Here is a 23,872-nt window from a genome sequence, read left to right as displayed (position 1 = left end):
CCTGGCTGGGGGCTAGGCTGGCCTATGGATCATTTCTTCGCGACTTTGATATCGGTGTCTTCCAGGTCCCAGGTGTCGGCCGTCTTGCCCTCGTCGCGCAACTGATACTTCAGCACGCGTCCCTGCGGATTCTTCGGCAGGCTGTCGCGGAACTCGATATAGCGCGGTAGGGCGTAGTAGGGCACCGAGTCGGTCGCCCAGTGGAACAGCTCCTCCGGTGTCAGCTGGGCCTTCTGGTGCAGCACAGCGGTCACTTTAACGTCATCCTCGCCCTTATCGGAGGGCACGGCATGCACCGCAACCTCTGCGAGGTCCGGATGGACAGCGAAGGCTGCTTCCATCTCGAAGCTGGAGATGTTCTCGCCACGTCGACGCAGGTAGTCCTTTTTGCGGTCGACGAAATAGAAGAAGCCTTCGTCATCGAACTTACCGATGTCGCCAGTGTGGAACCACATGTTGCGCATTAGCTTGAGGGTATCCGCGGGACGGTTCCAGTAGCCCTGGAACATGATGTCCGGGCGCAGTGGGCGCAGCACGATTTCACCGGGGGTATTGGCAGGCAGTTCCTGGTCGTTGTCGTCGACGATGCGCACGTCGAAATCCGGGATGCGCTTGCCGGAAGACCCGGGAGCTGCATACTCGCCCGCTGCCAGAGAGGTAATCACACAGGCTTCGGTCAGGCCGTATCCGTTGCCGCCGACCAGCTTGGTGCCGAAGCGCTCGCGCCAGATCTGTTTGGTTTCTTCGGTGTAGGGGTTGCCGCGTGCGGTATGGATCTGTCCACGGCAGCGTTTCATCGCGTCGTTGTCCGGCGCCTGGGCCAGCAGGCCACCCATGCCCCCCAGGATCGAGGCGATGGTCGCCCCGGAACGCTCGACTTCCTGCCAGAAGTTGGAGACCGAGAAGCGTGGCAGGATGGCGGCCCGAGCGCCGACCAGGATGCTGGCGATGATGCTGACGCACAGGGCGTTCATGTGGAACAGCGGCAGTGGTGTGATGGTTATGTCGTTTTCGTTGGCCGGGCCGGCGCGCAGTTGTAGGCGTGCCAGGTTACACATGAAATTGTAGCTGATCATGCAGCCTTTCGATGGGCCGGTGGTGCCGGAGGTGTAGATCAGGCAGGCAAGGTCGGAGGGTTGTGGCTTGCTGGTGAAAGGCGTGTCGTCCTCGCCGCGGAAGTCATCCAGAGCGGCAACCGGAATCCTGCAACTGGCCGACTCTGTCCGTTCACCGCGGTAGAGGATTTGGCTGACCTCGCTGAGCTGGTCGGCCAGGGGGAGGAGGCGCGGCAGATAGTCGATCTCGCAGATGACCAGGTGGGTTCCCGTGTCAGCGATCTGGTGGCGCAGGAATTCGCCTTTGAGTGCGGTGTTGATCGGCACACTGACCGCGCGGAGCTTGTTGATGGCCAGCCAGCAGACGACCGCATCGATGTTGTTGTCCAGCATGGTCAGCACGGTCTCGCCTGGCTTCACGCCCAAGGCGGCCAGAGCATGGGCCATGCGGGTGGAAAGCGAGTCAACTTTCGCATATGTGTATAGATTCCCACTGAAATCCAGCAGGACTCTGTCCGGATGCCTTGCAACCGCTCGGTCGAGTGCTGCGATGACGGTGTCTCTCTCGCCTACGGACCAGGTATCCGGATGACCGATGCCACTCATAGCTCATCTCCTTTGGAGGCCTTCCCCGCTGTGGGATGGCAAATTTTATTTTGGTGGGAGAATGCCATTCTAAATTCAAATTCGTCGCTTGTCTTCAGCTAAGATTTGAACAAATCCATGTGGTACTGCCTATATCCTGTGCTAATGTGACGAAAATTTACCAACTGAGAATCCCTATCAATGTCAAGGAATGCTGCGAAGCCCAGTAAAACAGAGCCTGTCGCTCCGGTCAGGAGAAAAAATGCCTCTCTAGAGAAGCCCTCTGTGGCGGTTGAGCAGGCTGTTCAGAAAAATGGCCGCGCGTCATCGGTGGCTGGGGTCAAGGTGAAGCCCAATCGGCGTTCCGAGGAAACCATTGGCAGTATCCTCGCGGCTACCGAGGAGGTGGTGCTGCGCTCGGGGGCGGACAGGATATCGATTCTGGATGTTTGCCAAGTGGCGGGGGTGTCGCGGGGCACCTTCTATCGCTATTTCTCATCCCAGGAAGACCTCCTGGATACCTTCTCCCGGCACAAGCGGGACAGCTTCCATAGCTCCCTGTCCCGGGCCCTGGAGGATATAGCCGATCCTGACGCGCGACTAAATGCGCTGATCGCCTACCTCGACAACTATCTCGAGCAGAGTCGCGCACGTCGTCTGCTGGTAGTGGCGCCTGAGTATGCGCTGAGCTTCTTTCGGCGCATATTCCATGACTCCATCGTGCGCTTTCAGGATCTGCTGGGTATTGTCTTCGACGAGTGGGACGCTCGGCTCGGGGTTAAGCTCGATCGTGAACTGATTTGCGAAATGGTCATTCGCTATGTACTGAGCGAGATCCTTGTGCCGGAGGGTAGCGGTCGCCGTCTTCTCCCTGTTCGCGTTAGAAAGCTCGTTGCCGCTCTGACCATAGGCTCCACCTCCCGCTCTCGTCGTTGATCCGCCTGCGCTCCCGGCTGCCCTCCGAGTGAGGGTGGCCGCTCCTCCTCTCTACTCCGCGTCACACCCCTTCCTCTTCCTTCGTCCTCGGCTGGTTTCCCTGTCGGGGCTTGCGTACGTCTGCTGCAAGGCCCTGGCATGGGCTTTTTCGTCTGTCTCAAAAAATAAATTGAACAGATTTTTGATTTATGATCATTTTAAACTTATTCTCTGCCTTGAATCAGGCCGATACACATCTGTATGTGTGCATATACGGCTGGAGAGGCGCGCTGCGAGCGCCGCATTACACAACCACAAAAAATGTCATCTCAGAGGTACCGCACCATGCTCATCGACCTTCATGCTCATGCGCCTCATCCCGACTACTACAACCAGCATCCCTATTGGGGGCCTGCTTTCGAGTCCCAGCCCGATGGTGATATCAAGCTGCGTGTAGGTGACTGGATCCTGACCCTTGGGGCTCCGGAGCGTAAGAAGGCGCTGCGCGAGGCGCATGCCCGCGGCGAGACGCTGAATGTTGCCGAGTACATGGCTAAGTGGCGCGACCCGAACCACCGCCTCGCGGCAATGGATGCTGCTGGCCAGAGTGCTCAGGTGCTGTCGGTGCCGAGCCATTGCTACATGTACTGGGCCGAGGCCGAGTTCGCTGTGCCCTTCGCCCGCAAGGTCAACGACGTGCTGGCTGGATACTGCTCGGCTGCGCCCAATCGCCTGATGTTCTGGGCTCATGCTCCGTTGAACGTACCGCATGAGGCGGCCAAGGAAATCCGCCGTGCCTGTACCGAACTGGGGGCCAAGGGGCTGGTAGCTGGCGGTTCCAACTTCGGCGGAATGGAGTTCGATTCCCCCGAGCTGTATCCGGTCTGGGAGGCGCTGTGTGATCTTGACCTGCCGATTTTCGTGCATGGTTACAACCAGTCCGTGACCTGGGGCAAGCAAGCCAATACCGACCGCTTCGAAACCACCGCCATCGTCGGCATGAACTACGATGAAACCAAGTGCCTCTGGTATCTGATCAATGGCGGCGTGCTGGATCGCTTCCCGAACCTGAAGGTTTACATCACCCACGGCGGGGGCTTCGCTCCCTACCAGTTGGGACGCTTGGCGCAGACCAACCCGAACCTCGACGTCTATCACAACAAGAAGCCTTTCCTGGACTATCTGTCCAACTTCTACTTCGACGTGGAATTGCATGAGCTGCCGATGCGCCAGGCTCTGGTCGACATCATCGGTGCGGATCGGATTCTTTACGGTTCCAATTTTGGTGGCAGCGATGCCGTGCGCCATGACCTGACTGAAGGGCTGCGCCTGTCGGACGAAGATCTGCAGAAGATCCGCTGGAAGAATGCTTGCGAGCTGCTGCACATCGACCCGGCGAAATTGGGCAAGGTAGGTGCCTGATGAAGCTGGCACGCTGCTCTTACTTCGAGACTGGCTCGTTCTGGGCGGTGGTCGATCCTGAGCGGGGCGAGGTGCACACTATCGCCGGCGAGTTTTCCTCTTGGGCGCCTGCCGTGGCTCGTGGGGCTGGAATCAGTGCGCTACGGCTTTCCGGTTCGACACTGCCGTTGTCCAAGGTGCGCTTGCTTCCACCGATCGATCCGGTTAACCGGGTAGTGGTGGCTGGGGCCAACTACGCCAAGCATCTGGCCGAGGACTTCGGTCTTGCCAGCCCGCCACAGCCAGTAGCCTTCCTGAAGGCCTACGGCGCTCTGATCGGCGCCCATGACCCGATCCGCTATCCGCCCTTGACCGAGGAACTCGACCATGAGGTCGAGCTGGTGGCGGTAATCGGCAGTGCCGAGATCGATCTGGAAGACCCGCTGGCCTGCGTGCTGGGCTACACGGTCGGCAACGACGTCAGTGCGCGCGATCTGCAGCGTAGCGGCCCGGCCGGTATCGGCATGGACCTGTTCGCGGCCAAGAGTCAGGACCGTACTACTGGCCTGGGGCCCTGGATCGTCACCAAGGACGAATTCCCCGCCGGTTCGCCCAAACTGCGTCTGACCCTCAAGGTAAATGGCGAGACCCGTCAGGACGGCTCGACCGCCGAAATGACCTGGGATGTCGGCCAACTGATCCGCTTCGTCCAGCAACGTTCCAGTTTCGCCTGTGGCGACGTGCTGTTCACCGGATCGCCGGCTGGCGTCGGCATGGGGACGGGACTGTTCCTTAATCCGGGGGATGTGGTCGAGGCGACCATTGAAGGCATAGGCACGTTGCGCAACGTGGTGAGCGAGAAATCCCGCGTCTAAATCGAGAGCGAAACATGAGCATTGATAAAGAAGAAAAAATCGTAGTGGTAGGTGCTGGCCTGATGGGGACCGGCATTGCGCATGGATTCGCCAGTTCCGGCTATCCCACCGTACTGGTGGACACCAATGCAGAGTCGCTGGCCCGTGCCAGGGACAATATCGGCAAGATTCTCAGCGACGGCGTAGCGCTCGGTAAGGTTTCCGCCGAGTCGGCAGAGGCGTCTCTGGCGCGCTTGGCCATCAGTGGTGACCTGAGTGAGGCTGCGCGAGGCGCCGACTGGTTGGTGGAAACGGTCTCCGAGAGGCTGGAAGTGAAGAAGGCGGTGGTCGCCCAAGCCGAGCCCCTGCTGGCGCCCGACGCAATCATCGCCACCAACACCTCGGCGCTCAGCGTGACTGAGATCGCTGCGTCGCTGGCCGCTCCCGAACGGGTGATCGGCATGCACTTCTTCAATCCGGTGCACAAGATGAAGCTGGTGGAGCTGGTGCGTGGTCTGGCGACCAGCGACGAAGTGCTGGTGCGAACGCGGGCTCTGTGCGACGCCATGGGCAAGACCTCAATTGTGGTCAACGAGTCCCCGGGACTGACTACCAGCCGCATGTCCGCGCTGCTCGGCAACGAGGCCATGTATATGCTGCAAGAGGGTACGGCCAGTGCGGAGGACATCGATACCGCCCTGCGTCTGGGCTTCAATCATCCCATGGGCCCACTGGAGCTGGGTGATCTCACTGGCTGGGATACCCGCTTGTCGGTGCTGCGCTACCTGCATCAGACTCTGGGCGAGAAATTCCGTCCCTGCCCGCTGATCATCAAGATGGTTGCCGCTGGTCGCCTGGGTCGCAAGACCGGACATGGTGTCTATCGCTACGAAGATGGCAAACGGGTTCCGGGTTCCGGGCTCAAGGCGAGTGCGCTATGAAAGACATCGTGATCGTCGATGCGCTGCGTACGCCGATTGGTCGTTTCCGTGGCAGCCTGGCCGGTGTGCGTGCTGATCACCTGGGGGCGCTGGTGATCGGCAAACTGTTGGAGCGCGTCGACCTGTCGCCCGCGTTGGTCGATGACGTGATCTTTGGCTGTGTTACCCAGATCGGCGAGCAGTCGGCCAATATAGCGCGCACCGCGCTGCTTGGTGCCGGTTGGCCGGTAACCATTCCCGGCCTGACCATCGACCGCAAATGCGGATCTGGCGAGGTGGCGGTGCATCTCGCCGTCGGTGCTATCGCAGCCGGCTGCGCCGACATCGTGGTCGCTGGCGGGGCGGAGAGCATGAGCCGGGTGCCCATGGGCAGCAACCGCGAAATCCATGGCGAAGCCTTCGGCTGGATGGCGGCTGAGCGCTACGAGCTGACCAGTCAGGGCGAGGCCGCCGAGCGTATGGCTGATAAGTGGTCGCTCAGCCGTGACGAGTTGGACGACTATGCTTTCGCCAGCCATAGCCGCGCGGCGGCGGCGGCGGATGCCGGGCACTTCGCCAACGAAATCGTCGAGGTGCCGGTCGAAACCCTGCGTGAGCACGGCTTGAGCGAACCTGTGACGTCACTGCGTGGCGACGAGACCATTCGCCGTGACACGTCGCGGGAAAAGCTGTCGACTCTGAAGACCAGCTTTCGCCCGGAAACCGGGCGCATCACCGCCGGTAACTCCTCACAGATTTCCGACGGCGCGGCGGCGTTGCTGCTGATGTCGGCGGAAACGGCTGAGCGCCTGGGGCTCAGGGCGCGCGCGCGGATTCGTGCCTTCACCACCGTCGGCTCCGATCCGACGCTGATGCTCACCGGGCCGATCGCCGCTACCTACAAGGTGCTGGAGAAGGCCGGCCTGGGTATCGACGACATCGACCTGTTCGAGGTCAACGAGGCCTTTGCTTCGGTACCGCTGGCCTGGATGTGCGAAACCGGCGTGTCGCACGAGCGGCTCAACGTCAATGGCGGGGCTATCGCCCTGGGTCACCCACTCGGTGCCAGCGGCGCGCGGTTGATGACTACGCTGCTCAACGAGTTGGAGCGGCGCGGCGCCCGCTATGGACTGCAGGCAATCTGCTGTGCTGGCGGTATGGGTACGGCGACCATCATCGAGCGCCTCGATTGAGTATGTCGCGGATTCCTATGGTGCCGCTGGAGGAAATGCCGGCTGGACTGCGCGATGCCATTTCTCGGGGGCGGGCAAGCGGCATGCTCAGCTCCAGCAGGCCCGTCCAGGTCTGGGCGCACCGCCCGGCTCTGGCGCAGGCCTGGCTGGAGCTAATGAGTGGTTTCTATCGGGATAGCCTGCTTGATGAGCGGCTACGCGAACTGGTGCGCCTGAAGATCGCCAGCATCACCACCTGTCAGGCCTGCCAACTGGCGCGTAAGTCCGACACGGTCAGCGAAGAGGATATTGCCTGTCTGGCGACGGACAGCGATCGCTTCGCGCCGGCCGAGCAGGCGGCCCTGCGTTTCGCAGAACTGTTCGCCGCTGACTACATGGCCATCGATGACGAGCACTATGCCCGCCTGTCGGAGTTCTTCACCTGCGCGCAGGTGGTCGAACTCAATATGTACTGCGCCCTGATGCTGGCCGGCGGCCGCATGACTTATGTCCAGCAGGCCTATTGATCTTGTTGCTTGTAGCCACTCGATCTCACGGGATGTCTTGAGTAGTTAGTCAAAATGTAAAAAAACGTCCAATAGTGGTCGATGGATGCCTAAGATGGCCGGTAATACGCGGCCCTTCCAGGCCACGTATTCCAACAATGCACAATAAGAAAGGAGACGCCTATGTCCGGCCCAGCACACAGCAATCTGGAGCAGGTCTTCGCCAACGTCGCGAGCAATTACCGTGGTGCCGACGTCGACCTGCACGCGGTGTATCGCGAGATGCGCGAAAAATCCCCCGTCCTCCCGGAGAACTTCATGGCACGCCTGGGCGTACCATCGATTGCCGGGCTTGATCCGAACCGACCTACTTTCACGTTGTTCAAGTACGACGACGTCATGGCGGTGATGCGCGATGCGACCAACTTCACCAGCGGCTTCATAGCCGAAGGGCTTGGCTCGTTCTTCGATGGCCTGATCCTTACCGCGATGGACGGCGAGGCGCACAAGAACATCCGCAGCCTGCTGCAGCCAGTGTTCATGCCTGAGACGGTCAATCGTTGGAAAGAAACCAAGATTGATCGGGTCATCCGCGAGGAGTACCTGCGGCCCATGGTGGCCAGCAAGGGGGCGGATATAATGGAGTTCGCCCTGTACTTCCCTATTCGTGTGATCTACTCGCTGATCGGCTTCCCCGAGGACCGCCCCGAGGAAATCGAGCAGTACGCCGCCTGGGCGCTGGCCATCCTGGCTGGACCGCAGGTCGACCCCGAGAAGGCTGCGGCCGCGCGCGGCGCGGCGATGGAGGCCGCGCAGGCGCTCTACGACGTGGTCAAGGTTGTGGTGGCGCAGCGTCGCGCCGAGGGTGCCACAGGCGACGACCTAATCTGCCGGCTGATCAGGGCCGAGTACGAAGGCCGTTCGCTGGACGATCACGAGATCACCACCTTCGTCCGTTCGCTGCTGCCGGCGGCCAGCGAGACGACTACGCGTACCTTCGGCACGTTGATGACACTGCTGTTGGAGAGACCTGAGCTGCTGGCGCGCATCCGTGAGGATCGTAGTCTGGTTGGAAAGGCCATCGACGAGGCGGTGCGCTATGAGCCTGTAGCCACCTTCAAGGTACGCCAGGCGGCCAAGGACGTGGAAATTCGCGGCGTGGCCATTCCCAAGGGGGCTATGGTCTCGTGCATCGTCACCTCGGCCAATCGCGACGAGGACGCCTTCGAGAATGCCGACACCTTCGACATCGACCGCCGCGCCAAGCCGTCGTTCGGCTTCGGTTTCGGTCCGCACATGTGCATCGGCCAGTTCGTCGCCAAGACGGAAATCAATTGCGCGCTCAACGCCATCCTCGACCTGATGCCGAACATCCGCCTGGACCCCAACAAGCCGGCTCCGGAGATCATCGGCGCGCAGCTGCGTGGTCCTCATCACGTACATGTGATCTGGGATTGAGTGGTATCGCTGGGGTAAGGGGCGGTAATGCCGTCCCGTTGGCGCCGCTGCTGCGGCGTACCTGGCGGCCTAGGAGGCAGGGTTCGGGAATGCCACTAAGTTGAACATATTTAAAAAAAGTGTTTAGTTTTTCTCTGGCGTGCTCTATGATCAAAAGCACTTCAAGAACCCATTAAGCGAAGGGGAAAACAACAATGAAGGTTGAAGATCTGATTCTCGTCAGCGTCGATGATCACGCAATCGAGCCGCCAAATGCCTTTGCTCGCCACATGCCTGCCCGCTTCAAGGGTCGCGAGCCCCATGTCGTCAAGCGCGGCGAGCGTGATGTGTGGGTGTTCGAGGAGCAGGCCACCGGTTATATGGGCCTCAACTCGGTGGTCGGCCGGCCCAAGGAGGAATACGGCATGGAGCCGCTGGGCTATGAGCAGATGCGCCGTGGCACTTGGAGCATCAGCGACCGTGTCGACGACATGAATGCCAACGGCGTGCTTGGCTCGTTGTGCTTTCCGACTTTTCCCGGATTTGCCGGCCAGCGCTTCCAGGTGCATGCCGACCGTGATGTCTCCCTGGCGGCGATCCAGGCCTACAACGACTGGCACCTGCACGACTGGTGCAATGCCGCGCCGGGCCGTTTCATTCCCCTGATGCTGGTGCCCTGGTGGGACATGCAGGCCGCGGCCGCCGAGGTCGAGCGCCTGGCCAAGCAGGGTGTGCATGCCGTGTCGCTGTCCGACAACCCGGCGATGCACGGCTTCCCGTCGATCCACAGTGACTACTGGGACCCGCTGTGGAAGGCTTGCGCCGACAACAACGTGGTGATCTGCTGCCATATCGGCACCGGGGTCAAGGCCAATCACGCCTCCGACCTGTCGCCGATCGATGCCTGGATCACCTCCATGCCGATCTCCATCGCCAACTCGGCGGCCGACTGGATCTGGGCGCCGATGTGGAAGAAGTTCCCCAACCTGCGCATGGCTCTTTCCGAAGGCAGCATCGGCTGGATTCCCTACCTGCTGGAGCGCGCCGACTTCACCCATCGCCATCACAACGCGTGGACTAACTCGAACTTCGGCGGCAAGCTGCCCAGCGACATCTTCCACAAGCACTTCATCACCTGTTTTATCGAGGACAACTTCGGTCTGCAGAACCTGAAGTTCATGAATGAAGATATGGTCACCTGGGAAAGCGACTACCCGCACTCCGACTGCACCTGGCCGCATTCGCCGGAAAGCGCCTGGGTTGGCCTGCAGCACCTGCCCAAGGAGACCATAGACAAGGTCACCCACCTCAACGCCATGCGTGAGTTCTCCTACGACCCGTTCGCCATCCTTGGCCGGGAGAACTGCACGGTCGGCGCCCTGCGTGCGAAGGCCGCCCATGTGAAGACCGAGCCGGCTCTCGGCCTCGGCGGCGCCGACCATGGGCGTGACGACGGCAAGCCGGTGACCTCCGGCGACATCAATGCGATGTTTGCCAAGGCGGATGCCGGCACCGCTCTCTGAGGGTTCCTGAGGTGCCCTCTCCTGCTATGACGGGGGGGGGCGTACAGGTTCGGATCGCCTGCCAGTTTTCGAGAGTACGTATGTCTATTGCTCAATTTACCTACAGCAGGATTCCCCCCGAGGCGGAGTCGCTTCGCCGCGAGGTGCGGGAATTCCTCAAGGACAACCTCGCCGAGTACCCGGGAACCTCCAGGGCGCAGTCCTGGATGGGCTTCGACGCGGATTTCAGCCGCAAGCTAGGTAGTCGGGGCTGGGTCGGAATGGCATTGCCGAAGCAGTATGGCGGTAGCGAGGCTGGGCCCTTCTCGCGCTACGTGATCATCGAGGAGCTGCTGGCCGCGGGCGCGCCCGTGTCGGCGCACTGGATCGCCGATCGGCAGAGCGGGCCGCTGATCAATCGTTTCGGCAGTGAAGCGCAGAAAGACCGTTACCTGCCGCCGATCTGCCGTGGCGAAAGCTACTTCTGCATCGGTATGAGCGAGCCGAACTCCGGTTCAGACCTGGCCTCGATCAAGACCTCGGCTCGGCGCAACGAGGCCGGTTGGTTGCTCAACGGGCAGAAAGTGTGGACCACCAACGCCCAGCACTCGCATTTCATGATCGCCCTGGTGCGTACTGGCGAGAAGCAGGCGGCACGCCATGAGGGCATGTCGCAGTTCATCGTCGATCTTAGCCTGCCGGGGATCAGCATCCGGCCAATCCGCGACCTGGCCGGCGGCGAGCATTTCAACGAGGTGTTCTTCGACAACGTCCAGCTCTCTGCCGATTCGCTGATCGGGGTTGAGGGTAAGGGTTGGGAGCAGGTGATCGCCGAGCTGGCCTTCGAACGTAGCGGTCCGGAGCGTTTCCTGAGCAGCATGGCGCTGTTGAAGACGCTGATCGACGCCTTGGGTAGTGCGCCGGATGCCCTGCAGCGTCGCGAAATTGGTCGCCTCACGGCGAAGCTGGTGACCCTGCGCAACATGTCGCTGGCGGTCACCGCGCAGTTGGCCGCCGGCGAGCACCCGACCTGGGCCGCTTCCTGCGTCAAGGACTTGGGCAACCTGTTCGAGCAGGAGATTCCCGAAGTCGCCCAGTTGCTGGTGGAGACCGAGCCGCGACTGATCGGCGGCAGCGAGCATGCCCGGGTCTTGGCCTATCTGATGCAGATGGCGCCGTCCTTCTCACTGCGCGGAGGTACCCGCGAAATCCTGCGTGGCATCATCGCGCGCGGTCTGGGGTTGCGATAATCATGCGAGAACTATTCGAATCGACCATAGAGCGCCTACTCGGCGACTTGGCCACGCCGGAATACGTGCTTGGCTGCGAAGGTGGTGTGTGGCCAGCCGAGCTCTGGACCGCAGTGGAGGAGTCCGGGTTTACCCTGGCCGGCGTGCCGGAGCACCTGGGGGGTGCAGAGGCGGGTTGGGCTGACCTCCATGTACTGGTCCGCGCCGCCGGGCGTTTTGCCGCACCAATCCCCTTGGGCGAGGCGCTGCTGGCCAATTGGCTGCTTGGTCAGGCCGGACTCGAAGGGCAGGGCGGCGTCCTAAGCTTTGCCGCAGATGCCCAGCTTGGTTTGCGCGATGGTAAGGTGGACGGCACCGTTCATGATGTGCCCTGGGGCCGGCATGCCGAGGCCGTGGTGGCCATCGCCGACGCCGCCGGCACACCCAGCGTGGTACTGCTTGCTCGTGCCGAGGCGGCCGAACAGAGCCACGGACTGAACGTGGCCGGCGAGCCGCGCGATGGCCTGCGCTTCAGTGCGGCCGCGGTACTCGCCAGCGCGCCCTTGCCGCCTGGCGTCTCGGCTGACGTCCTACTGCTGGGGGGGGCGTTACTGCGATCCGCGCAGATCGCCGGCGCTGCGCAGGCACTGCTGGATATGACCTCCAAGTACGCCGGCGAACGCTCCCAGTTCGGTCGTCCGATCGGTGCTTTTCAGGCCATCCAGCAGCAGCTTGCCGTGTTCGCCGAGCAGGTGGCCGCTGCCGGCATCGCAGCGGAAGCGGCTTTCGTTGAGTCGGACACAGCCCTTGCCGCTCTCACGATCGCCGTCGCTAAGGTCAGCACCGCCGAGGCGGCTAGTAGTGCTGCCGGCATAGCCCATTCGGTTCACGGCGCCATAGGCTTCACTCAGGAATACTCACTGCACCTGCTGTCGCGGCGTCTGTGGGCCTGGCGCAGTGAGTTCGGCTCGACCAGCCTGTGGAGCCAACGCATTGGTCAACTGGTTTGCGCCAGTGGTGGCGAAGACTACTGGTCGTTGCTCACCGAGCATGCGCAACAATCTCTACCAGGACTTGAGGGACCTACGCCATGAATCCATTTCTGCAGATCGAGCGGGATGGCGGCATCGTCACTGTGCGCATGAACCATCCGGAAACTCGGAATGCGCTGACCTCTCCGGAGCAAATCCAGGAGTTCGTCGACCTTTGCGCTGAGCTGCGTCGTGATCGCTCGGCACGGGTCATGGTGCTGACCGGCAACGGCAGCGCTTTTTGCGCCGGTGGCAACGTCAAGGACATGCGTAGTCGCGAGGGTATCTTCGCCGGTTCGCCCTATGAGCTGCGCAATACCTACCGCGACGGCATCCAGCGTATCCCGCTGGCGTTGTATGAGCTGGACATCCCGGTGATCGCAGCGATCAACGGTCCGGCGATCGGCGCCGGTTTGGACCTAGCATGTATGTGCGACATCCGCCTGGCGTCCAGTTCGGCGCTGTTCGCCGAAAGCTTCGTGCGCCTGGGCATAGTTCCCGGCGATGGCGGCGCCTGGCTGCTGCCGCGCATCATCGGCATCCCCAAGGCCAGCCTGATGGCTTTCACCGGTGACACCATCAACGCCGCCAAGGCACTCGAGTGGGGGCTGGTGGAGCAGGTTTGCACCCATGAAACCCTGCAGGCCGAAGCGCAAGCCCTGGCGCAGCGTATCGCCAGCAACCCGGGCCATGCCCTGCGTCTATGCAAACGTCTGCTGCGTGAGGGTCAGCACATGCGCCTCGATTCTCTGCTGGAACTGTCCGCGGCATACCAGTCCCTGGCCCATCACACGGAAGACCATCAGGAAGCGGTTGCCGCTTTCATGGACAAGCGCAAGCCGGACTATCTGGATCGTTGAGAAACCGACTGAATTGGAGTGACTGCAATGCGTAGCGTTTTCCGTGAAGACCACAACATGTTCCGCGAGCTAGCGCGACGTTTTGTCGACCGTGAGGTCGTGCCCCACCTGCATGAATGGGAAAAGAACGGCATCGTGCCCAAGGAAGTCTGGCTGAAGGCTGGCGAGCTCGGCCTGCTATGCTCCACGGTGCCGGAGGAATATGGTGGTTCCGGAGGCGATTTCGGCCACTCCGCGGTAATGATCGAGGAGCTGGCGCGGGCCAACGCCACCGCTGTGGGTTTCACCACTCACTCGGAGATCGTTGCGCCCTACATAGTCGCCTATGGCTCCGAGGAGCAGAAGCAGAGGTGGCTGCCACGCATGGTTAGTGGCGAGCTGATCGGTGTGATTGCCATGAGCGAGCCGGGTATCGGCAGTGACCTGCGTTCGATGCGCACCATGGCGCGCCGCGATGGCGATGACTACATCGTTTCCGGGCAGAAGACCTTTATCACCAATGGCGGCAACGCCGGGCTGATGGTCACCGCCACCAAGCTCGACCCGGCGGCCAAGGAACTGACGCTGATCTGCATCGAAGAGGAGCGAAAAGGTTTCTCGAAGGGGCGGCTGCTGGAGAAGATCGGCCTCAAGGGGCAGGACACCGCAGAGCTGTTCTTCGACGAGGTTCGGGTGCCGGCCAGCAACCGACTGGGCGAGGAGGGGCAGGGCTTCAAGTACCTGACCCACCAGTTGGCCTGGGAGCGCCTGATCATCGCCATCCGTGCGGCGCAGTCGATCCATACTCTGCTCGAAGAAACCATTGAGTACACTCGCGAGCGCAAGGTGTTCGGCAAACCAGTTCTGGATTTCCAGAACACCCGCTTCAAGCTTGCCGAGGCCAAGGCACAGGCGACCATGCTGCGCGTGTTCGTCGACGATTGCCTGGTCAAGGTGATGCGCGGCGAATTGCCGGCGGACGTTGCTGCCATGGCCAAGCTGCTCGGTTCAGAGATGCAGGGCAAGCTGCTCGACGAGTTCCTCCAGTTGCATGGCGGCTACGGTTTCATGAGCGAGTACAAGATCAGCCGTGCCTGGGTGGACGCGCGAGTTGCCCGCATCTATGGCGGGACTTCGGAGATCATGAAGGAAATCATTAGCCGCAACCTGTGAGCGTTGTCGGTCGTAGGTCGCGGATATCTGGAGGCAGGGTATGTGTAATTTTAGAGGCTTTCTGTTGGCACTATGTACCCTGTTTTCCCTGGGTGTTTTCGCTCAGACAGGAGTCGAGTACGAACAGGAAACCGAGCGTGCCTCCCGGCTGTTGGGCAAGGCCGTGACTTACTACAAAGCAAACGGTGAAAGCGCTTTTGCAGCCTTCAGTCGCCAGGGGGTATTCATTGATGGCGAACTCTACGTCTATGTAGTGGATACCAGCGGCGTCATGCTAGCCAGCGGTGGCCCTTCGGCCAATCTGGTTGGGCGCGATGTCAGTAACGTCCTTGGCGATGAGCTGAACAGATCCTTCAAGGAGGCCTTGTCATTGCCGGAAACGGGTGAAATCCATAGCGCCGAATATCGCTGGATAAACTGGGCCGACGGCAAGACACAACGTAAACGAGTGTTCTTCCAGCGTGTCGGTGAGCGAATCTTCGCTGTTGGCTACTACATGCCGCGCTCAAGCAAGATCGAAGCCATGGCCCTGCTGGAGCATGCCACTGCTGCTGTTGCTGCTGCTCCTGCGGAGGCTATCGGGCGTATCAATGGTCTGAGTCCCGAGTTCGTGCGGGACGACCTGTATGTCTTCGTCGTTGACCTGAGCAGCGAGAAGTTCGTCGCCCATGGTTACAACCTACGCCTGGTGGGCACGGACTTCCGTTCACTGCTTGCGGTCGACAAACAGCCAATCGGTATGCAGATGCTGGAGGTATTGGAGAATAGGGGCGAAGGAGAGGTTCACTATCAGTGGCGCAATCCGGCCAACAGCCGGGTTGAGCAAAAACATACGATGATCCGTAAGGTCGGCGGTTATGCGGTGGCGGTCGGTCACTACCAGCGTCCTGGGTCCTGAACATTGCCGCGGGGCGTCGATACCTCCCCAGCGGCAGTGGCCCCTTGATCTATCTACTCCCCATGCTGTCCGCGTTGATCTGGGCGGGTAGCACCGTGGTCGATCGCTTGGCTGTTGGTGCCATCGAGCCCGCCGCCATTTCTTTCTACCGCTGGTTGCTGGCCTTGTTCGTGCTCAGCCCCTGGTTGTGCTGCCCAAAGTCTGGAAACTGAGGTGTCTGATCCGTCGGCATTTCTGGCAGCTGTGTGTCCTTGGTGTATTGGGCATGGCGCTGTACCAGTCGCTGGCGTATTTTGCCGCGCATACGGTCTCCGCCACGTCAATGGGGCTGATCCTCGGCACCATGCCGCTGCTGAGACCCGGCTGGCGTTGCCGTTGATGGGTGTACGGCCGAGCCGCTCCGTCTGGTTGGGCTGCCTGCTCTCGTTCTTCGGCCTAGCCCTGCTGATCAGCGCTGGGCGGCCAAGCCGGTTGTGGCGTGAAGGGATGGGGCCTGGGTAAATCCCTCATACTCATGGCGTGGTTGTCTTACGCGGTCTAATGCCTGCTGCTCAAGCGCTGGCAACTGCCGGTGGGGATCTGGGAATCGCTCTACGTGCAGGTGTTCTGCGGGTTGGTGGTGCTGCTGCCGGCGTTCCTGTTGAGCACCTTCGGTGCAACTGACGGCGCAGAACCTGCCGCTAGTGGTCTATGTTTGCCTGTTTGCCTCGGCACAGGCGCCTGGGCTCTGGAACCATGCGCTGGGGATGGTTGGAGCCGAGAGGATCGCCGTATTCATGAATCTCACGCCGCTCTTTACCGGTTTGCTGGCGGTGCTGCTGGGAGAGGGACTGCACGGCTATCATGCCATGGGTGGTGGCCTAGTCCTGTTCGACATCGCCGTGGTATAGGGCCTGGCGCCGATGCCGCGCAGGCTACCGATGGGCTCAGGCGATCCGATACCTGAGCCCATACTCCGCTGATCAGAGAGCGGCGGAGGCGTCCAGTTTGAGCAGCCGGATCGCGTTGCCACTGCGGATCTTCTCCCGATCTTCTTCGCTCAGGCCCAGGTTCTCGGTGAGGTCGCCATGGGCATAGGCACCGCCGAAGTTGGTGCCGTAGAGCAGTCGATCCACTCCGACCACTTCCACCACGCCACGGCGCAGGCCAGGCGCGTGCACGTCAAGGTCGAAGTAGAAGTTGTCCATGTAGTCCATCAGCGGCTTGCGGTTGCGCGCATCCGGTGCCATGGCCTGGTTCAATTCGCTCAGGCGGCCGAGCTGGAATACTGCCATGCCGCCGGCATGGGTGATGTATGCCTTGAGTCTGGGGAAAGTGTCCAGTGCGCCACCGCAGATCAGGTACCAGAAGAACAGCGTCTCATCGACGCAGTCGCCGATAATCGAGGTGGTCTCGAATTTGTCGTCGGTATGCTTTTCGCCCCAGTAAATGGACTGGTTGAAGCCGTGCACCATGATTGGCACGTCCAAATGCTCGATTTTCTCCCAGACTGGGAACAGGCGTTCGTCGTGTGTCTCGATGCCATTGAAATTGGTGCCGCCGACGCAGACGCCCTTGGCACCCAAGTGCTTGACGGCGCGTTCGATTTCCCTCGCCGCCGCTTCCGGCTCAGCCAGGTTGGCATGGCACCAGAAGTCGAAGTGCTGCGAATCCTGGCGGCAATAGGCGGACATCTCATCGTTGCAGATGCGCGCGTACTCGGTTCCGAACTCTCCGGCCCAGTACATGAAGGCGTGCGAGGGCGCGGAAACGACCAGCTTGTCCACACCACGCTCGGCCATCAGCCGGCGACGGCTCTCGTGGGTCATACGGGCCAGTAGATTGACCTCGGCCTCTGTGTCGCTCTGTGCCTTGGACGGTTGCTTGGTGCCTAGGGAGAAGTGGCCGACGGTGAAACCGCTGGTCTTCATGAATGGGCCCCAGAACTCATGGCGGTTCAGCATTCCCTTCGTCACGAGATGGGCATGGATATCGATCAGCACGGCGTACTCCTCGGGATGTCTTGCAGGACGCTGGCATCGATTTCTTTGCCAGGGTTTCGAATATTATTTGAACATAAACTAATAATTTGTTCATATAATTTGTGCGTATCCATCAGCCTAGGAGTGGATGGCGGCGCATTTCGCGATCCATCGAACCCGGAGAACAGCAATGAGCAAGACATGGTTCGTTACGGGGGCTTCCCGTGGCATCGGTGCGGAAATCGTCAAAGCAGCGTTGGTGGCCGGCGACAGCGTTGTCGCGACAGGACGTGACCTGCCCCGCCTCGAGCGGTTGTTCGTACCGTATGGCGATCGCGTGCTGTCGCTGCAACTGGACGTCACCGAGGAAAGCCAAGCGGTCGCGGCGGTTGAGGCTGCGGTGCAGCGTTTCGGGCACATCGACGTTGTCGTGAACAACGCGGGCTATGGACAACTGGGACCCTTCGAGGAGAACGATGCTGAGGCGGCCGAGCGGCAGTTCGCAACCAACGTATTCGGCCTGTTCCATGTGTGCCGCGCGGTACTGCCGGTGATGCGCCGGCAGCGGGCCGGGCATATCTTCAATGTCTCGTCGATCGCTGGTGTGGCCGGCATGGGCGGCGCCGCGTTGTACTGCTCGGCGAAGTTCGCCGTGGAAGGCTTCTCAGAGTCGCTCGCGCAGGAGGTGGCGCAGTTCGGCATTCACGTCACCATCGTCGAGCCGGGGGCGTTCCGCACCGATTTCCTCGACGCCAGTTCGGCCGCCGTGGGCGGCAGGGGGCTGGAGGATTACGCGGAGTTCAGCAAGAAGATCAAAGCCTCCTCGGAAGCTAATAACCACAAGCAGCTAGGTGATCCCGCCAGGCTGGGCGCGATGCTGGTGCGTTTGGCCGCTAAAGAAAAGCCGCCGCTGCGCTATCTGGCCGGCTCTGACGCCCTGCAGGTGGCGACCGGCAAGTTAGCGGCCATAAGTCGGGAGATCGAGCAGTGGCGCGATCATTCGGTATTGACCGATGGAGACTCCGGTTGACGTCCAGGGCAATTTGGCCGCCTTGCCGTCATACCCGTGTGAGGGCTTGAGTTGTCGGTCATGGGGCGAGTACGGACAGAGCCTGTAGGAGGAGAGTGTTTTGGCACACCAAAAAAATAAGAAAAGCCGCTTGCTGGACTACCTGTTGATCCTGACGCTACTGGCTTGTGCCAGGGGTGAAGCGTTGGCTGCGCTGAGCCGGCAGGAACTCCAGGAAACGCGTACGCTGGCGACAATGACGACGGTCAGTGCGCTGCTCTACTACAACCTCAACGGCATTCCCTATGAAGCCGAGAATCTAGAGGCCTTCGCCTACAACCTGAATCGGCTGCGCGAGTTGTCCGCGCAAGCTGGCGACGCCGCGCTCGCCGAACAGGTCCGCCTGCTAGGCGATGCAGTTGCCCAACTTGAGCAACTGCCGCAGAGCACAGCCGATTTACGCTCGGTGTGGCCCGCCTACACGCGCTGGTTGCCTGGTGTCATCGAGGCCCATTTCCGTCTGGTGAAATTGCTGAGTGACCGCTATGACGTGGCGCCCGAGGTAGCGCAGAGGCAGAGCATGCTGCATGGGCTCAGCCACGATATTGGGCGGATGCTGCTGTCCTACCAGATGGCATCCTTCCCTAATTTCGGCGGTGATATCTGGATTCTTGACGAGCGGGTGCTCATCGCGCTGGATACCGACATAGAGCGGAGCTTTGCCGAGTTGGCCGAGCGAAATGGTACCGAGACGCTGAAGGTCCCACTCAGAAACTATCGCTTCGTACGCCCGCACCTACTCGATCCTTCCGGTAATTGGGCTCCGAATGCGGTAGCGCTCTATCTGGCGAAAGCCATGCGCACCCTAGATCTCGAGGCGCACACCACGGGCGGTAGTTCGCAGGAGTGAGGCTTGTCATTCGCATGCAGATACCATTAGCGGTACTGGTTGGCCGCCGGAAACAACATTGCAACACCACCAGGGGAGTCGAAGAGCCATGTTCACTCATGTCACCCTGGGTACCAATGACCTGGAAAAGGCACGTGCTTTCTACAATGCAGTATTGCCCGCGCTGGGATACGGCAATCTAGCCAATAAGGACAATGCCTCGGTCTGGAGTGGCGCTGGGGCTCATCTCGTCGTGTTGACGCCTGTCGATGGCAAGGCCGCTACAGTCGGTAATGGCGTGACTATCGGTTTTGTGGCACCTAGCCGTGCAGCGGTGAATGAGTTCCATAGGCTGGCCCTGCTGGCTGGAGGAACCGATGCCGGTGCCCCTGGATTCCGTTATGGGCCCAATGTCTATGCGGCGTATGTACGCGATCTCGAAGGGCACAAGATCGTCGCCAGCTGCATGGGTGTCGAATTAGGCTTGTAAATCTGCACGGGGTGGGTGTGGAGGAGTAGTAAAGGGGGCGGGGGGGGGCTTCGCGCCGGGCTTCAACGCCAACAGTCTTAATGATCTCTTCGCGTACCAAGCGCACCATATGCTCCTGAATCAATGACAGTGGAATAGGCGCCGGGATTATTCGCAGCGGATAATGCTGCACATACAGCTCGGCTAGCCGCCGCCGCATGGTGACAATACGTTCGGTTCCGGCCATCTGCTTTGGCAGGGTACTGAAGTAGTGGGTAATGACTTCCACTGCGAGTGACAACGCTTCGTCGCGGTTTCGGTGGCGGCTCGCATACTCAAGGTTCCGTCGAAATCCGGATCGAGTCGGTGCGGATCGGCTAGTGTCGATATATGCCACTTATTCAAAGGCCGAACTCTAATGTGGCCAATAGAAATGCAATCATCCATCAACGCGAAGCTGTAAGTACGGGTTGTTGGACGGTACATCCCCGAACAAGTGCCATGGCTCCTTCAGTAGATAGCCATGTAGCCGCCGCGATTTGCGTGGCCCTGTTACCTCACACGTCCAGATGTTTAGACCGTTGTCTTGCTTGCGGTGCAGTTGCAATTTTTCAAAGTGTTTTTGCACCCACTGCCAATCGGCGAGCTGATCCTGCTTGGCGAGCACGGTAGTCTGCGGGTGCTCTTGTGCGTAGCGCTGGAACACACCTGGGCTGACCATAAAGACAGTGTCAGCCACGGTATGTATCAGGGCCTTGGCGTCATTGATGATGAGCTTGTGGTTCTGGATGCGCTGCTGCAGCCAGGCCATGAAGTGTTCTCCGGAAGGCAGCTCCTGCGAGCTTCTGTGGTTCGAGCTGGGTGGATGCGCGGACGCGGGCAGTGGTGTTGAATCGTGCCCATCAGAATGCGCGGACGACTCACCGAGAAAGATTGCTGGTGACGGCTCAACCGCCGGCTTCTGATTGGTCACCTCGGTATCAACGGGGCCGAGTAATGCCAGCAAGTCGTCGATGCCGTCGGCAGCTGGCGCAGCAGGCAGTGCAGGTGTAGCGCTCGCCGCCGGTGAGCTAACACCACTATCGGTGGATGGTTCCGCGGGTGCGTCGCTTGGCTCCACCTCTATTGCGACGGTGCCAGTGAACGGCTCTGGCCGATCGCCTCCTTCCCAGATCAGGGCTGGGGCCAGTTGCAGCAACGTGAATTTGTGCGACCAGCCGGTGTCGCTCGTGACGGTGGCTCGCCAGACTGCCTTGCCATCCGGCGTAGGTTGGAGCATGCCGTGATCCTGCAGCACATTGAACACGGCGGTGTTGTTGGCGGGGATGCCGTCGATTCCCTGCGCCAGCAGGTGGGCGCGCAGCTTGTCCGAGACCGTTTTGCTGACCAGCCACAGCGTATCCTCGGTCAGCCAGCCGTCCGAAGCCCCAGGTTGGTTGAGCTTCAATTCTTCTTTCAAAAGGTAGCGCAGGCCCTCGAGTAGTTTGCGCTGCAGGGCATGCTTCGGCGCTGCCATGGCGCGTGCGGGATCACCGCCCAGGGCCTGGGCAACCGAGGCGCGGTCGGCCTGAATCACCAGCTCGCCGAGGACGCCGGCGTGTTCGTACTGGCCAGCCAGGACGTACAGCAGGGCAGGCCAGAGCAGGGGATATTGGCTTAGCCAGTCGAGAATGCCCTCATCGAGCACCTGCCGGTAGAGCAGGCCGGTTGCTGCGCTGTGCAGGCGATACTCGCGCTCCGGACGATAGCGGAATCGGTAGGGCTGGGTCAGCGGGCCGTGCCAGGGGTGCCAGATGCTGCCGTCGTTATATTCGACGTGCAGATCGACGGCGACCTTGCCGATGTCATGCAACAGCGCGGCGTAGGCGATAGCGGCGGTCCATGCTTCAGCCTGTATGACCTGATCCTCGGGGGTGGTGCCGGTGGGCAGCAGATACGACTGCCGCAGCTTGAGCGCGTAGGCGACGATTTCCAGACCGTGGTCCAGCATGCCGCCTGGGTAGGCGTGGTGGTGGCTCTCGGAGGCGGGGAAAAGTTGGACCAGCTCGGCGTAGCGTTCCAGCGGTGCGAGGTACAGCGTGGTGAACTGCTGGCGTGACAGCGAGGTGCGCTGCCAGATGTGTTCCAGTAGGCGTTGCCGGCGGGATGTGGCCAGCAGCGAGGACGCCGACTGTGGCTGCGTCAGGCCCGTGGCGGCTTCGATGGCTGGAGTCGGCTGCGCGCCGGCGGTCGGTGAACCCCTTTTGTGCTGGAACAGCGAGAGCATGGCGAACCCCGATGACGGGTTGCTCAGGGGCCTTTTGACCTTTTCGGGTAGGGCCTTTCCCCTTGGCCCCATTCCCTTGCCCCTTTCCAACCCTTTGGCCTTTACGGAAGCCTTTGGGTATAGGGCCGCGGCTCCTGGCGAACCACTACCAACGCGGTTTGGCTCAAGGCGGATTGAGGCGGGCAGGCAACCTGTGGCGAATCTAGGATGGCGCTTTTCTTTTCGAGCGAAGGAGGTGCCATGCTCAGCCAGATTGACGAGGTAAGGAAAAATCCTTACATTGTAGGCATTGCTACCGGGAGAGCTACGATGCCTGAGATCCATGAAGTTGCCACGCTGACCTCCAAGGGCCAGCTTACGCTGCCCAAGCCCATCCGCCAGGTGCTGGGCGTGGACACCGGCGCAAAGGTGGCCTTTGATCTGCGTGGAGGCGAAGTCATCGTGTCCCGTGCGGACGCTGAGCATGAGGATCCGGCGATCGGAGCCTTCCTGGGGCTGCTGGAAGCGGACATCCGGGCCGGCCGGCATGTCCAGGCGCTGCCTGAGGATCTTGCGCGGGCTATGCTGGCGAACGCGGGCCGGGCGGTGAATCTCGATGAGGACATCGAAGGCGACGTGGCACTGTGATGCAGCGGCATGGCTGGACGTTGCTGTTTCACGAGGGCGTGATCGAGCAGTTGCGCAAGCTGCAGGCGGCCGCGGAACGAGCCGAGCGGAGCGACCCGCAAGGGTTCGAAGCCAATGCCAACGTGAAGTTGTTCCGGGCACTGAGCCAGTTGATCATGGACGTCGTACCGAGCGATCCCGCGCGCGACGAGTTCCGCCAGGGCAATACCTTGGGGCCGGCTTACCGCCACTGGCGACGGGCGAAGATCGGGCGGCGATTCCGTCTGTTCTTTCGCTATGACTCCAGGACGAAGGTGATTGTGTTCGCCTGGGTCAACGACGAGCAGACCCTGCGCTCGGCAGGCAGCAAATCAGATCCCTATGCGGTGTTCGAGAAGATGCTGGGGCGAGGCAATCCGCCCGACGATTGGAACGCATTGGTGACTGCAATCCATCAGGATTGGAGCAAACCGGAGTAGCCAGCCAACACATGTAGCAGGTGACGACGATGAACACGAAAGCTCGCATCAGCAACGCAGAACGCTTCGGCCGCCGGATTGGCCGGATGTGGCGGGGCTTTGCTTATCGTGAACATCTGGTCGCCGGCTGGCTGGTGGCGCGAGGTCTGTCCGCAGGTGCGGCGACGGCGCTGCTGTGGGGAGTGAAGCTGGCCGTACTGGGCGTGTTGCTGTACGCCATGTTCTGGCTGGCTCTGTTGCTTGTATCCGCGCTGGTTGCGGCTTCTCGTGCCGGTCGTAAACTCTCTGACGAGGAAGAACTGGAATGGCGTATGGGATTGTCTGGGTATGGCCTCTATCGAGGTGATACGCGCATTGACCCAGGCAACCCTGACGATGACTAAACGACCTTGTTAGCCGCTTTGCCTCCGCCTGATTTCGCTCCATCTGATGCATTAACCATCAGTTGAGCGAGATTACCTGCTCGCACGCCAGCCCAGCCCAGCGCCGCAATCCAGAATCCTGGCAGCACGACAAACATCGTCGCCATCACAAAATTGACGATCATGTCCCCGAAGGTGTTGTTGAGCCCGATCAGCGGGTCGAAGTTCGCATGCGGGCGATTCGATCCCCAGCCCCATCCATAGAGTGCATCCAGGATCGTCGAGTCGATCCAACGCGCGAGCTGGAACCAGAA

At 60.9% G+C, this 23,872-nt stretch carries 25 protein-coding genes; 21 read left to right on the top strand and 4 right to left on the bottom strand.

Annotated elements, in window-relative coordinates:
- Window positions 1–29 precede the first annotated feature (29 nt).
- On the bottom strand, window positions 30–1,661 hold the full coding sequence (locus ACIGKL_RS00125; RefSeq protein WP_195881804.1) for an ATP-dependent acyl-CoA ligase: 1,632 nt from the start codon (window positions 1,659–1,661) through the stop codon (window positions 30–32).
- A 264-nt stretch (window positions 1,662–1,925) separates the two neighbouring features.
- On the opposite strand from ACIGKL_RS00125, the gene ACIGKL_RS00120 reads away from it, so the two are divergent.
- The 15 genes from ACIGKL_RS00120 to ACIGKL_RS00050 all read left to right on the top strand — a co-directional run bounded on the left by ACIGKL_RS00120 (window position 1,926) and on the right by ACIGKL_RS00050 (window position 16,407).
- Complete coding sequence (locus ACIGKL_RS00120; protein WP_003244790.1) at window positions 1,926–2,576, top strand: TetR/AcrR family transcriptional regulator; 651 nt, start codon at window positions 1,926–1,928, stop codon at window positions 2,574–2,576.
- Window positions 2,577–2,900: 324 nt separating this feature from the next.
- Window positions 2,901–3,977 (top strand): amidohydrolase family protein, encoded by a 1,077-nt coding sequence (locus ACIGKL_RS00115; protein WP_003244792.1) that lies wholly within the window; start codon window positions 2,901–2,903, stop codon window positions 3,975–3,977.
- Window positions 3,977–4,831: a fumarylacetoacetate hydrolase family protein gene (locus ACIGKL_RS00110; RefSeq protein ID WP_034030965.1), complete on the top strand. Its 855-nt coding sequence runs from the start codon at window positions 3,977–3,979 to the stop codon at window positions 4,829–4,831. Before ACIGKL_RS00115 ends, ACIGKL_RS00110 begins: the two co-directional genes overlap by 1 nt.
- Before the next feature lie 14 nt (window positions 4,832–4,845).
- The gene (locus ACIGKL_RS00105; protein ID WP_003244796.1) at window positions 4,846–5,751 is read left to right on the top strand and encodes a 3-hydroxyacyl-CoA dehydrogenase; all 906 of its coding nucleotides are present in this window, start codon (window positions 4,846–4,848) and stop codon (window positions 5,749–5,751) included.
- Window positions 5,748–6,923 (top strand): thiolase family protein, encoded by a 1,176-nt coding sequence (locus tag ACIGKL_RS00100; RefSeq protein ID WP_195881805.1) that lies wholly within the window; start codon window positions 5,748–5,750, stop codon window positions 6,921–6,923. The genes ACIGKL_RS00105 and ACIGKL_RS00100 overlap by 4 nt, the downstream gene beginning before the upstream one ends.
- Before the next feature lie 17 nt (window positions 6,924–6,940).
- Complete coding sequence (locus ACIGKL_RS00095; RefSeq protein ID WP_003244799.1) at window positions 6,941–7,429, top strand: carboxymuconolactone decarboxylase family protein; 489 nt, start codon at window positions 6,941–6,943, stop codon at window positions 7,427–7,429.
- A gap of 162 nt (window positions 7,430–7,591) precedes the next feature.
- Complete coding sequence (locus ACIGKL_RS00090) at window positions 7,592–8,866, top strand: cytochrome P450 (protein WP_195881806.1); 1,275 nt, start codon at window positions 7,592–7,594, stop codon at window positions 8,864–8,866.
- A gap of 194 nt (window positions 8,867–9,060) precedes the next feature.
- The gene (locus tag ACIGKL_RS00085) at window positions 9,061–10,368 is read left to right on the top strand and encodes an amidohydrolase family protein (protein WP_195881807.1); all 1,308 of its coding nucleotides are present in this window, start codon (window positions 9,061–9,063) and stop codon (window positions 10,366–10,368) included.
- Window positions 10,369–10,448: 80 nt separating this feature from the next.
- On the top strand, window positions 10,449–11,597 hold the full coding sequence (locus ACIGKL_RS00080) for an acyl-CoA dehydrogenase family protein (RefSeq protein ID WP_036987203.1): 1,149 nt from the start codon (window positions 10,449–10,451) through the stop codon (window positions 11,595–11,597).
- A 2-nt stretch (window positions 11,598–11,599) separates the two neighbouring features.
- Entirely contained in the window at window positions 11,600–12,670 is a 1,071-nt protein-coding gene (locus ACIGKL_RS00075) for an acyl-CoA dehydrogenase family protein (RefSeq protein WP_195881808.1), read from the top strand.
- Complete coding sequence (locus ACIGKL_RS00070; RefSeq protein ID WP_003244809.1) at window positions 12,667–13,467, top strand: crotonase/enoyl-CoA hydratase family protein; 801 nt, start codon at window positions 12,667–12,669, stop codon at window positions 13,465–13,467. Before ACIGKL_RS00075 ends, ACIGKL_RS00070 begins: the two co-directional genes overlap by 4 nt.
- Before the next feature lie 27 nt (window positions 13,468–13,494).
- Window positions 13,495–14,619: an acyl-CoA dehydrogenase family protein gene (locus tag ACIGKL_RS00065; RefSeq protein ID WP_195881809.1), complete on the top strand. Its 1,125-nt coding sequence runs from the start codon at window positions 13,495–13,497 to the stop codon at window positions 14,617–14,619.
- Window positions 14,620–14,659: 40 nt separating this feature from the next.
- Complete coding sequence (locus ACIGKL_RS00060; protein ID WP_003244814.1) at window positions 14,660–15,517, top strand: cache domain-containing protein; 858 nt, start codon at window positions 14,660–14,662, stop codon at window positions 15,515–15,517.
- A 44-nt stretch (window positions 15,518–15,561) separates the two neighbouring features.
- On the top strand, window positions 15,562–15,729 hold the full coding sequence (locus ACIGKL_RS00055; protein ID WP_268251344.1) for an EamA family transporter: 168 nt from the start codon (window positions 15,562–15,564) through the stop codon (window positions 15,727–15,729).
- Between the two features lie 441 nt (window positions 15,730–16,170).
- Window positions 16,171–16,407: an EamA family transporter gene (locus tag ACIGKL_RS00050; protein ID WP_254348485.1), complete on the top strand. Its 237-nt coding sequence runs from the start codon at window positions 16,171–16,173 to the stop codon at window positions 16,405–16,407.
- Between the two features lie 72 nt (window positions 16,408–16,479).
- On the opposite strand, the gene ACIGKL_RS00045 is transcribed toward ACIGKL_RS00050, so the two are convergent.
- The gene (locus ACIGKL_RS00045) at window positions 16,480–17,499 is read right to left on the bottom strand and encodes an amidohydrolase family protein (protein ID WP_003244817.1); all 1,020 of its coding nucleotides are present in this window, start codon (window positions 17,497–17,499) and stop codon (window positions 16,480–16,482) included.
- Between the two features lie 169 nt (window positions 17,500–17,668).
- Here ACIGKL_RS00045 and ACIGKL_RS00040 point away from each other — a divergent pair, with 169 nt between their 5' ends.
- The 3 genes from ACIGKL_RS00040 (at window position 17,669) to ACIGKL_RS00030 (ending at window position 19,866) form a co-directional block, all read left to right on the top strand.
- On the top strand, window positions 17,669–18,508 hold the full coding sequence (locus ACIGKL_RS00040) for an oxidoreductase (protein ID WP_003244818.1): 840 nt from the start codon (window positions 17,669–17,671) through the stop codon (window positions 18,506–18,508).
- Between the two features lie 130 nt (window positions 18,509–18,638).
- Window positions 18,639–19,397 (top strand): hypothetical protein, encoded by a 759-nt coding sequence (locus ACIGKL_RS00035; protein ID WP_230089895.1) that lies wholly within the window; start codon window positions 18,639–18,641, stop codon window positions 19,395–19,397.
- An 88-nt stretch (window positions 19,398–19,485) separates the two neighbouring features.
- Window positions 19,486–19,866, top strand: coding sequence for a VOC family protein (locus ACIGKL_RS00030; protein ID WP_195881811.1), 381 nt, complete (start codon window positions 19,486–19,488; stop codon window positions 19,864–19,866).
- Window positions 19,867–20,284: 418 nt separating this feature from the next.
- Here ACIGKL_RS00030 and mobH read toward each other — a convergent pair whose 3' ends face one another.
- Window positions 20,285–22,111 carry a MobH family relaxase gene (gene mobH / locus ACIGKL_RS00025; protein WP_195883280.1) on the bottom strand — a complete coding sequence of 609 codons (1,827 nt, stop codon included), beginning with the start codon at window positions 22,109–22,111 and terminating at the stop codon, window positions 20,285–20,287.
- 309 nt (window positions 22,112–22,420) lie between these two features.
- On the opposite strand from mobH, the gene ACIGKL_RS00020 reads away from it, so the two are divergent.
- Genes ACIGKL_RS00020 through ACIGKL_RS00010 form a run of 3 tightly spaced genes read left to right on the top strand, consistent with a single transcriptional unit; the run spans window position 22,421 to window position 23,579 of the window.
- Window positions 22,421–22,738, top strand: coding sequence for a type II toxin-antitoxin system PrlF family antitoxin (locus ACIGKL_RS00020; RefSeq protein ID WP_121369489.1), 318 nt, complete (start codon window positions 22,421–22,423; stop codon window positions 22,736–22,738).
- Entirely contained in the window at window positions 22,738–23,196 is a 459-nt protein-coding gene (locus ACIGKL_RS00015; protein ID WP_121369483.1) for a type II toxin-antitoxin system YhaV family toxin, read from the top strand. Before ACIGKL_RS00020 ends, ACIGKL_RS00015 begins: the two co-directional genes overlap by 1 nt.
- A 29-nt stretch (window positions 23,197–23,225) precedes the next feature.
- Window positions 23,226–23,579: a DUF3742 family protein gene (locus ACIGKL_RS00010; RefSeq protein WP_121369485.1), complete on the top strand. Its 354-nt coding sequence runs from the start codon at window positions 23,226–23,228 to the stop codon at window positions 23,577–23,579.
- Here the strand turns inward: ACIGKL_RS00010 and ACIGKL_RS00005 are convergent.
- Window positions 23,576–23,872: conjugal transfer protein TraG N-terminal domain-containing protein (locus ACIGKL_RS00005; RefSeq protein ID WP_397484776.1), on the bottom strand; the 297-nt coding region annotated here is incomplete at its 5' end. The two genes, ACIGKL_RS00010 and ACIGKL_RS00005, sit on opposite strands and share 4 nt — an antisense overlap.

The organism is Pseudomonas sp. NPDC077186 (genome assembly GCF_044543505.1).
Classification (GTDB): Bacteria; Pseudomonadota; Gammaproteobacteria; order Pseudomonadales; family Pseudomonadaceae; genus Aquipseudomonas.
The sequence above is the reverse complement of the archived record's forward strand: the minus strand, read 5'-3'. Positions and strand labels throughout refer to the sequence as shown.

Excerpts from the sequence above, each read along its gene's own strand:
- ACIGKL_RS00125 (WP_195881804.1), bottom strand. The coding sequence starts at position 1,661 with ATGAGTGGCATCGGTCATCCGGATACCTGGTCCGTAGGCGAGAGAGAC.
- ACIGKL_RS00115 (WP_003244792.1), top strand. The coding sequence starts at position 2,901 with ATGCTCATCGACCTTCATGCTCATGCGCCTCATCCCGACTACTACAAC.
- ACIGKL_RS00110 (WP_034030965.1), top strand. The coding sequence starts at position 3,977 with ATGAAGCTGGCACGCTGCTCTTACTTCGAGACTGGCTCGTTCTGGGCG.
- ACIGKL_RS00105 (WP_003244796.1), top strand. The coding sequence starts at position 4,846 with ATGAGCATTGATAAAGAAGAAAAAATCGTAGTGGTAGGTGCTGGCCTG.
- ACIGKL_RS00100 (WP_195881805.1), top strand. The coding sequence starts at position 5,748 with ATGAAAGACATCGTGATCGTCGATGCGCTGCGTACGCCGATTGGTCGT.
- ACIGKL_RS00095 (WP_003244799.1), top strand. The coding sequence starts at position 6,941 with ATGGTGCCGCTGGAGGAAATGCCGGCTGGACTGCGCGATGCCATTTCT.
- ACIGKL_RS00090 (WP_195881806.1), top strand. The coding sequence starts at position 7,592 with ATGTCCGGCCCAGCACACAGCAATCTGGAGCAGGTCTTCGCCAACGTC.
- ACIGKL_RS00085 (WP_195881807.1), top strand. The coding sequence starts at position 9,061 with ATGAAGGTTGAAGATCTGATTCTCGTCAGCGTCGATGATCACGCAATC.
- ACIGKL_RS00080 (WP_036987203.1), top strand. The coding sequence starts at position 10,449 with ATGTCTATTGCTCAATTTACCTACAGCAGGATTCCCCCCGAGGCGGAG.
- ACIGKL_RS00075 (WP_195881808.1), top strand. The coding sequence starts at position 11,600 with ATGCGAGAACTATTCGAATCGACCATAGAGCGCCTACTCGGCGACTTG.
- ACIGKL_RS00070 (WP_003244809.1), top strand. The coding sequence starts at position 12,667 with ATGAATCCATTTCTGCAGATCGAGCGGGATGGCGGCATCGTCACTGTG.
- ACIGKL_RS00065 (WP_195881809.1), top strand. The coding sequence starts at position 13,495 with ATGCGTAGCGTTTTCCGTGAAGACCACAACATGTTCCGCGAGCTAGCG.
- ACIGKL_RS00060 (WP_003244814.1), top strand. The coding sequence starts at position 14,660 with ATGTGTAATTTTAGAGGCTTTCTGTTGGCACTATGTACCCTGTTTTCC.
- ACIGKL_RS00040 (WP_003244818.1), top strand. The coding sequence starts at position 17,669 with ATGAGCAAGACATGGTTCGTTACGGGGGCTTCCCGTGGCATCGGTGCG.
- ACIGKL_RS00030 (WP_195881811.1), top strand. The coding sequence starts at position 19,486 with ATGTTCACTCATGTCACCCTGGGTACCAATGACCTGGAAAAGGCACGT.
- mobH (WP_195883280.1), bottom strand. The coding sequence starts at position 22,111 with ATGCTCTCGCTGTTCCAGCACAAAAGGGGTTCACCGACCGCCGGCGCG.
- ACIGKL_RS00020 (WP_121369489.1), top strand. The coding sequence starts at position 22,421 with ATGCCTGAGATCCATGAAGTTGCCACGCTGACCTCCAAGGGCCAGCTT.
- ACIGKL_RS00015 (WP_121369483.1), top strand. The coding sequence starts at position 22,738 with ATGCAGCGGCATGGCTGGACGTTGCTGTTTCACGAGGGCGTGATCGAG.
- ACIGKL_RS00010 (WP_121369485.1), top strand. The coding sequence starts at position 23,226 with ATGAACACGAAAGCTCGCATCAGCAACGCAGAACGCTTCGGCCGCCGG.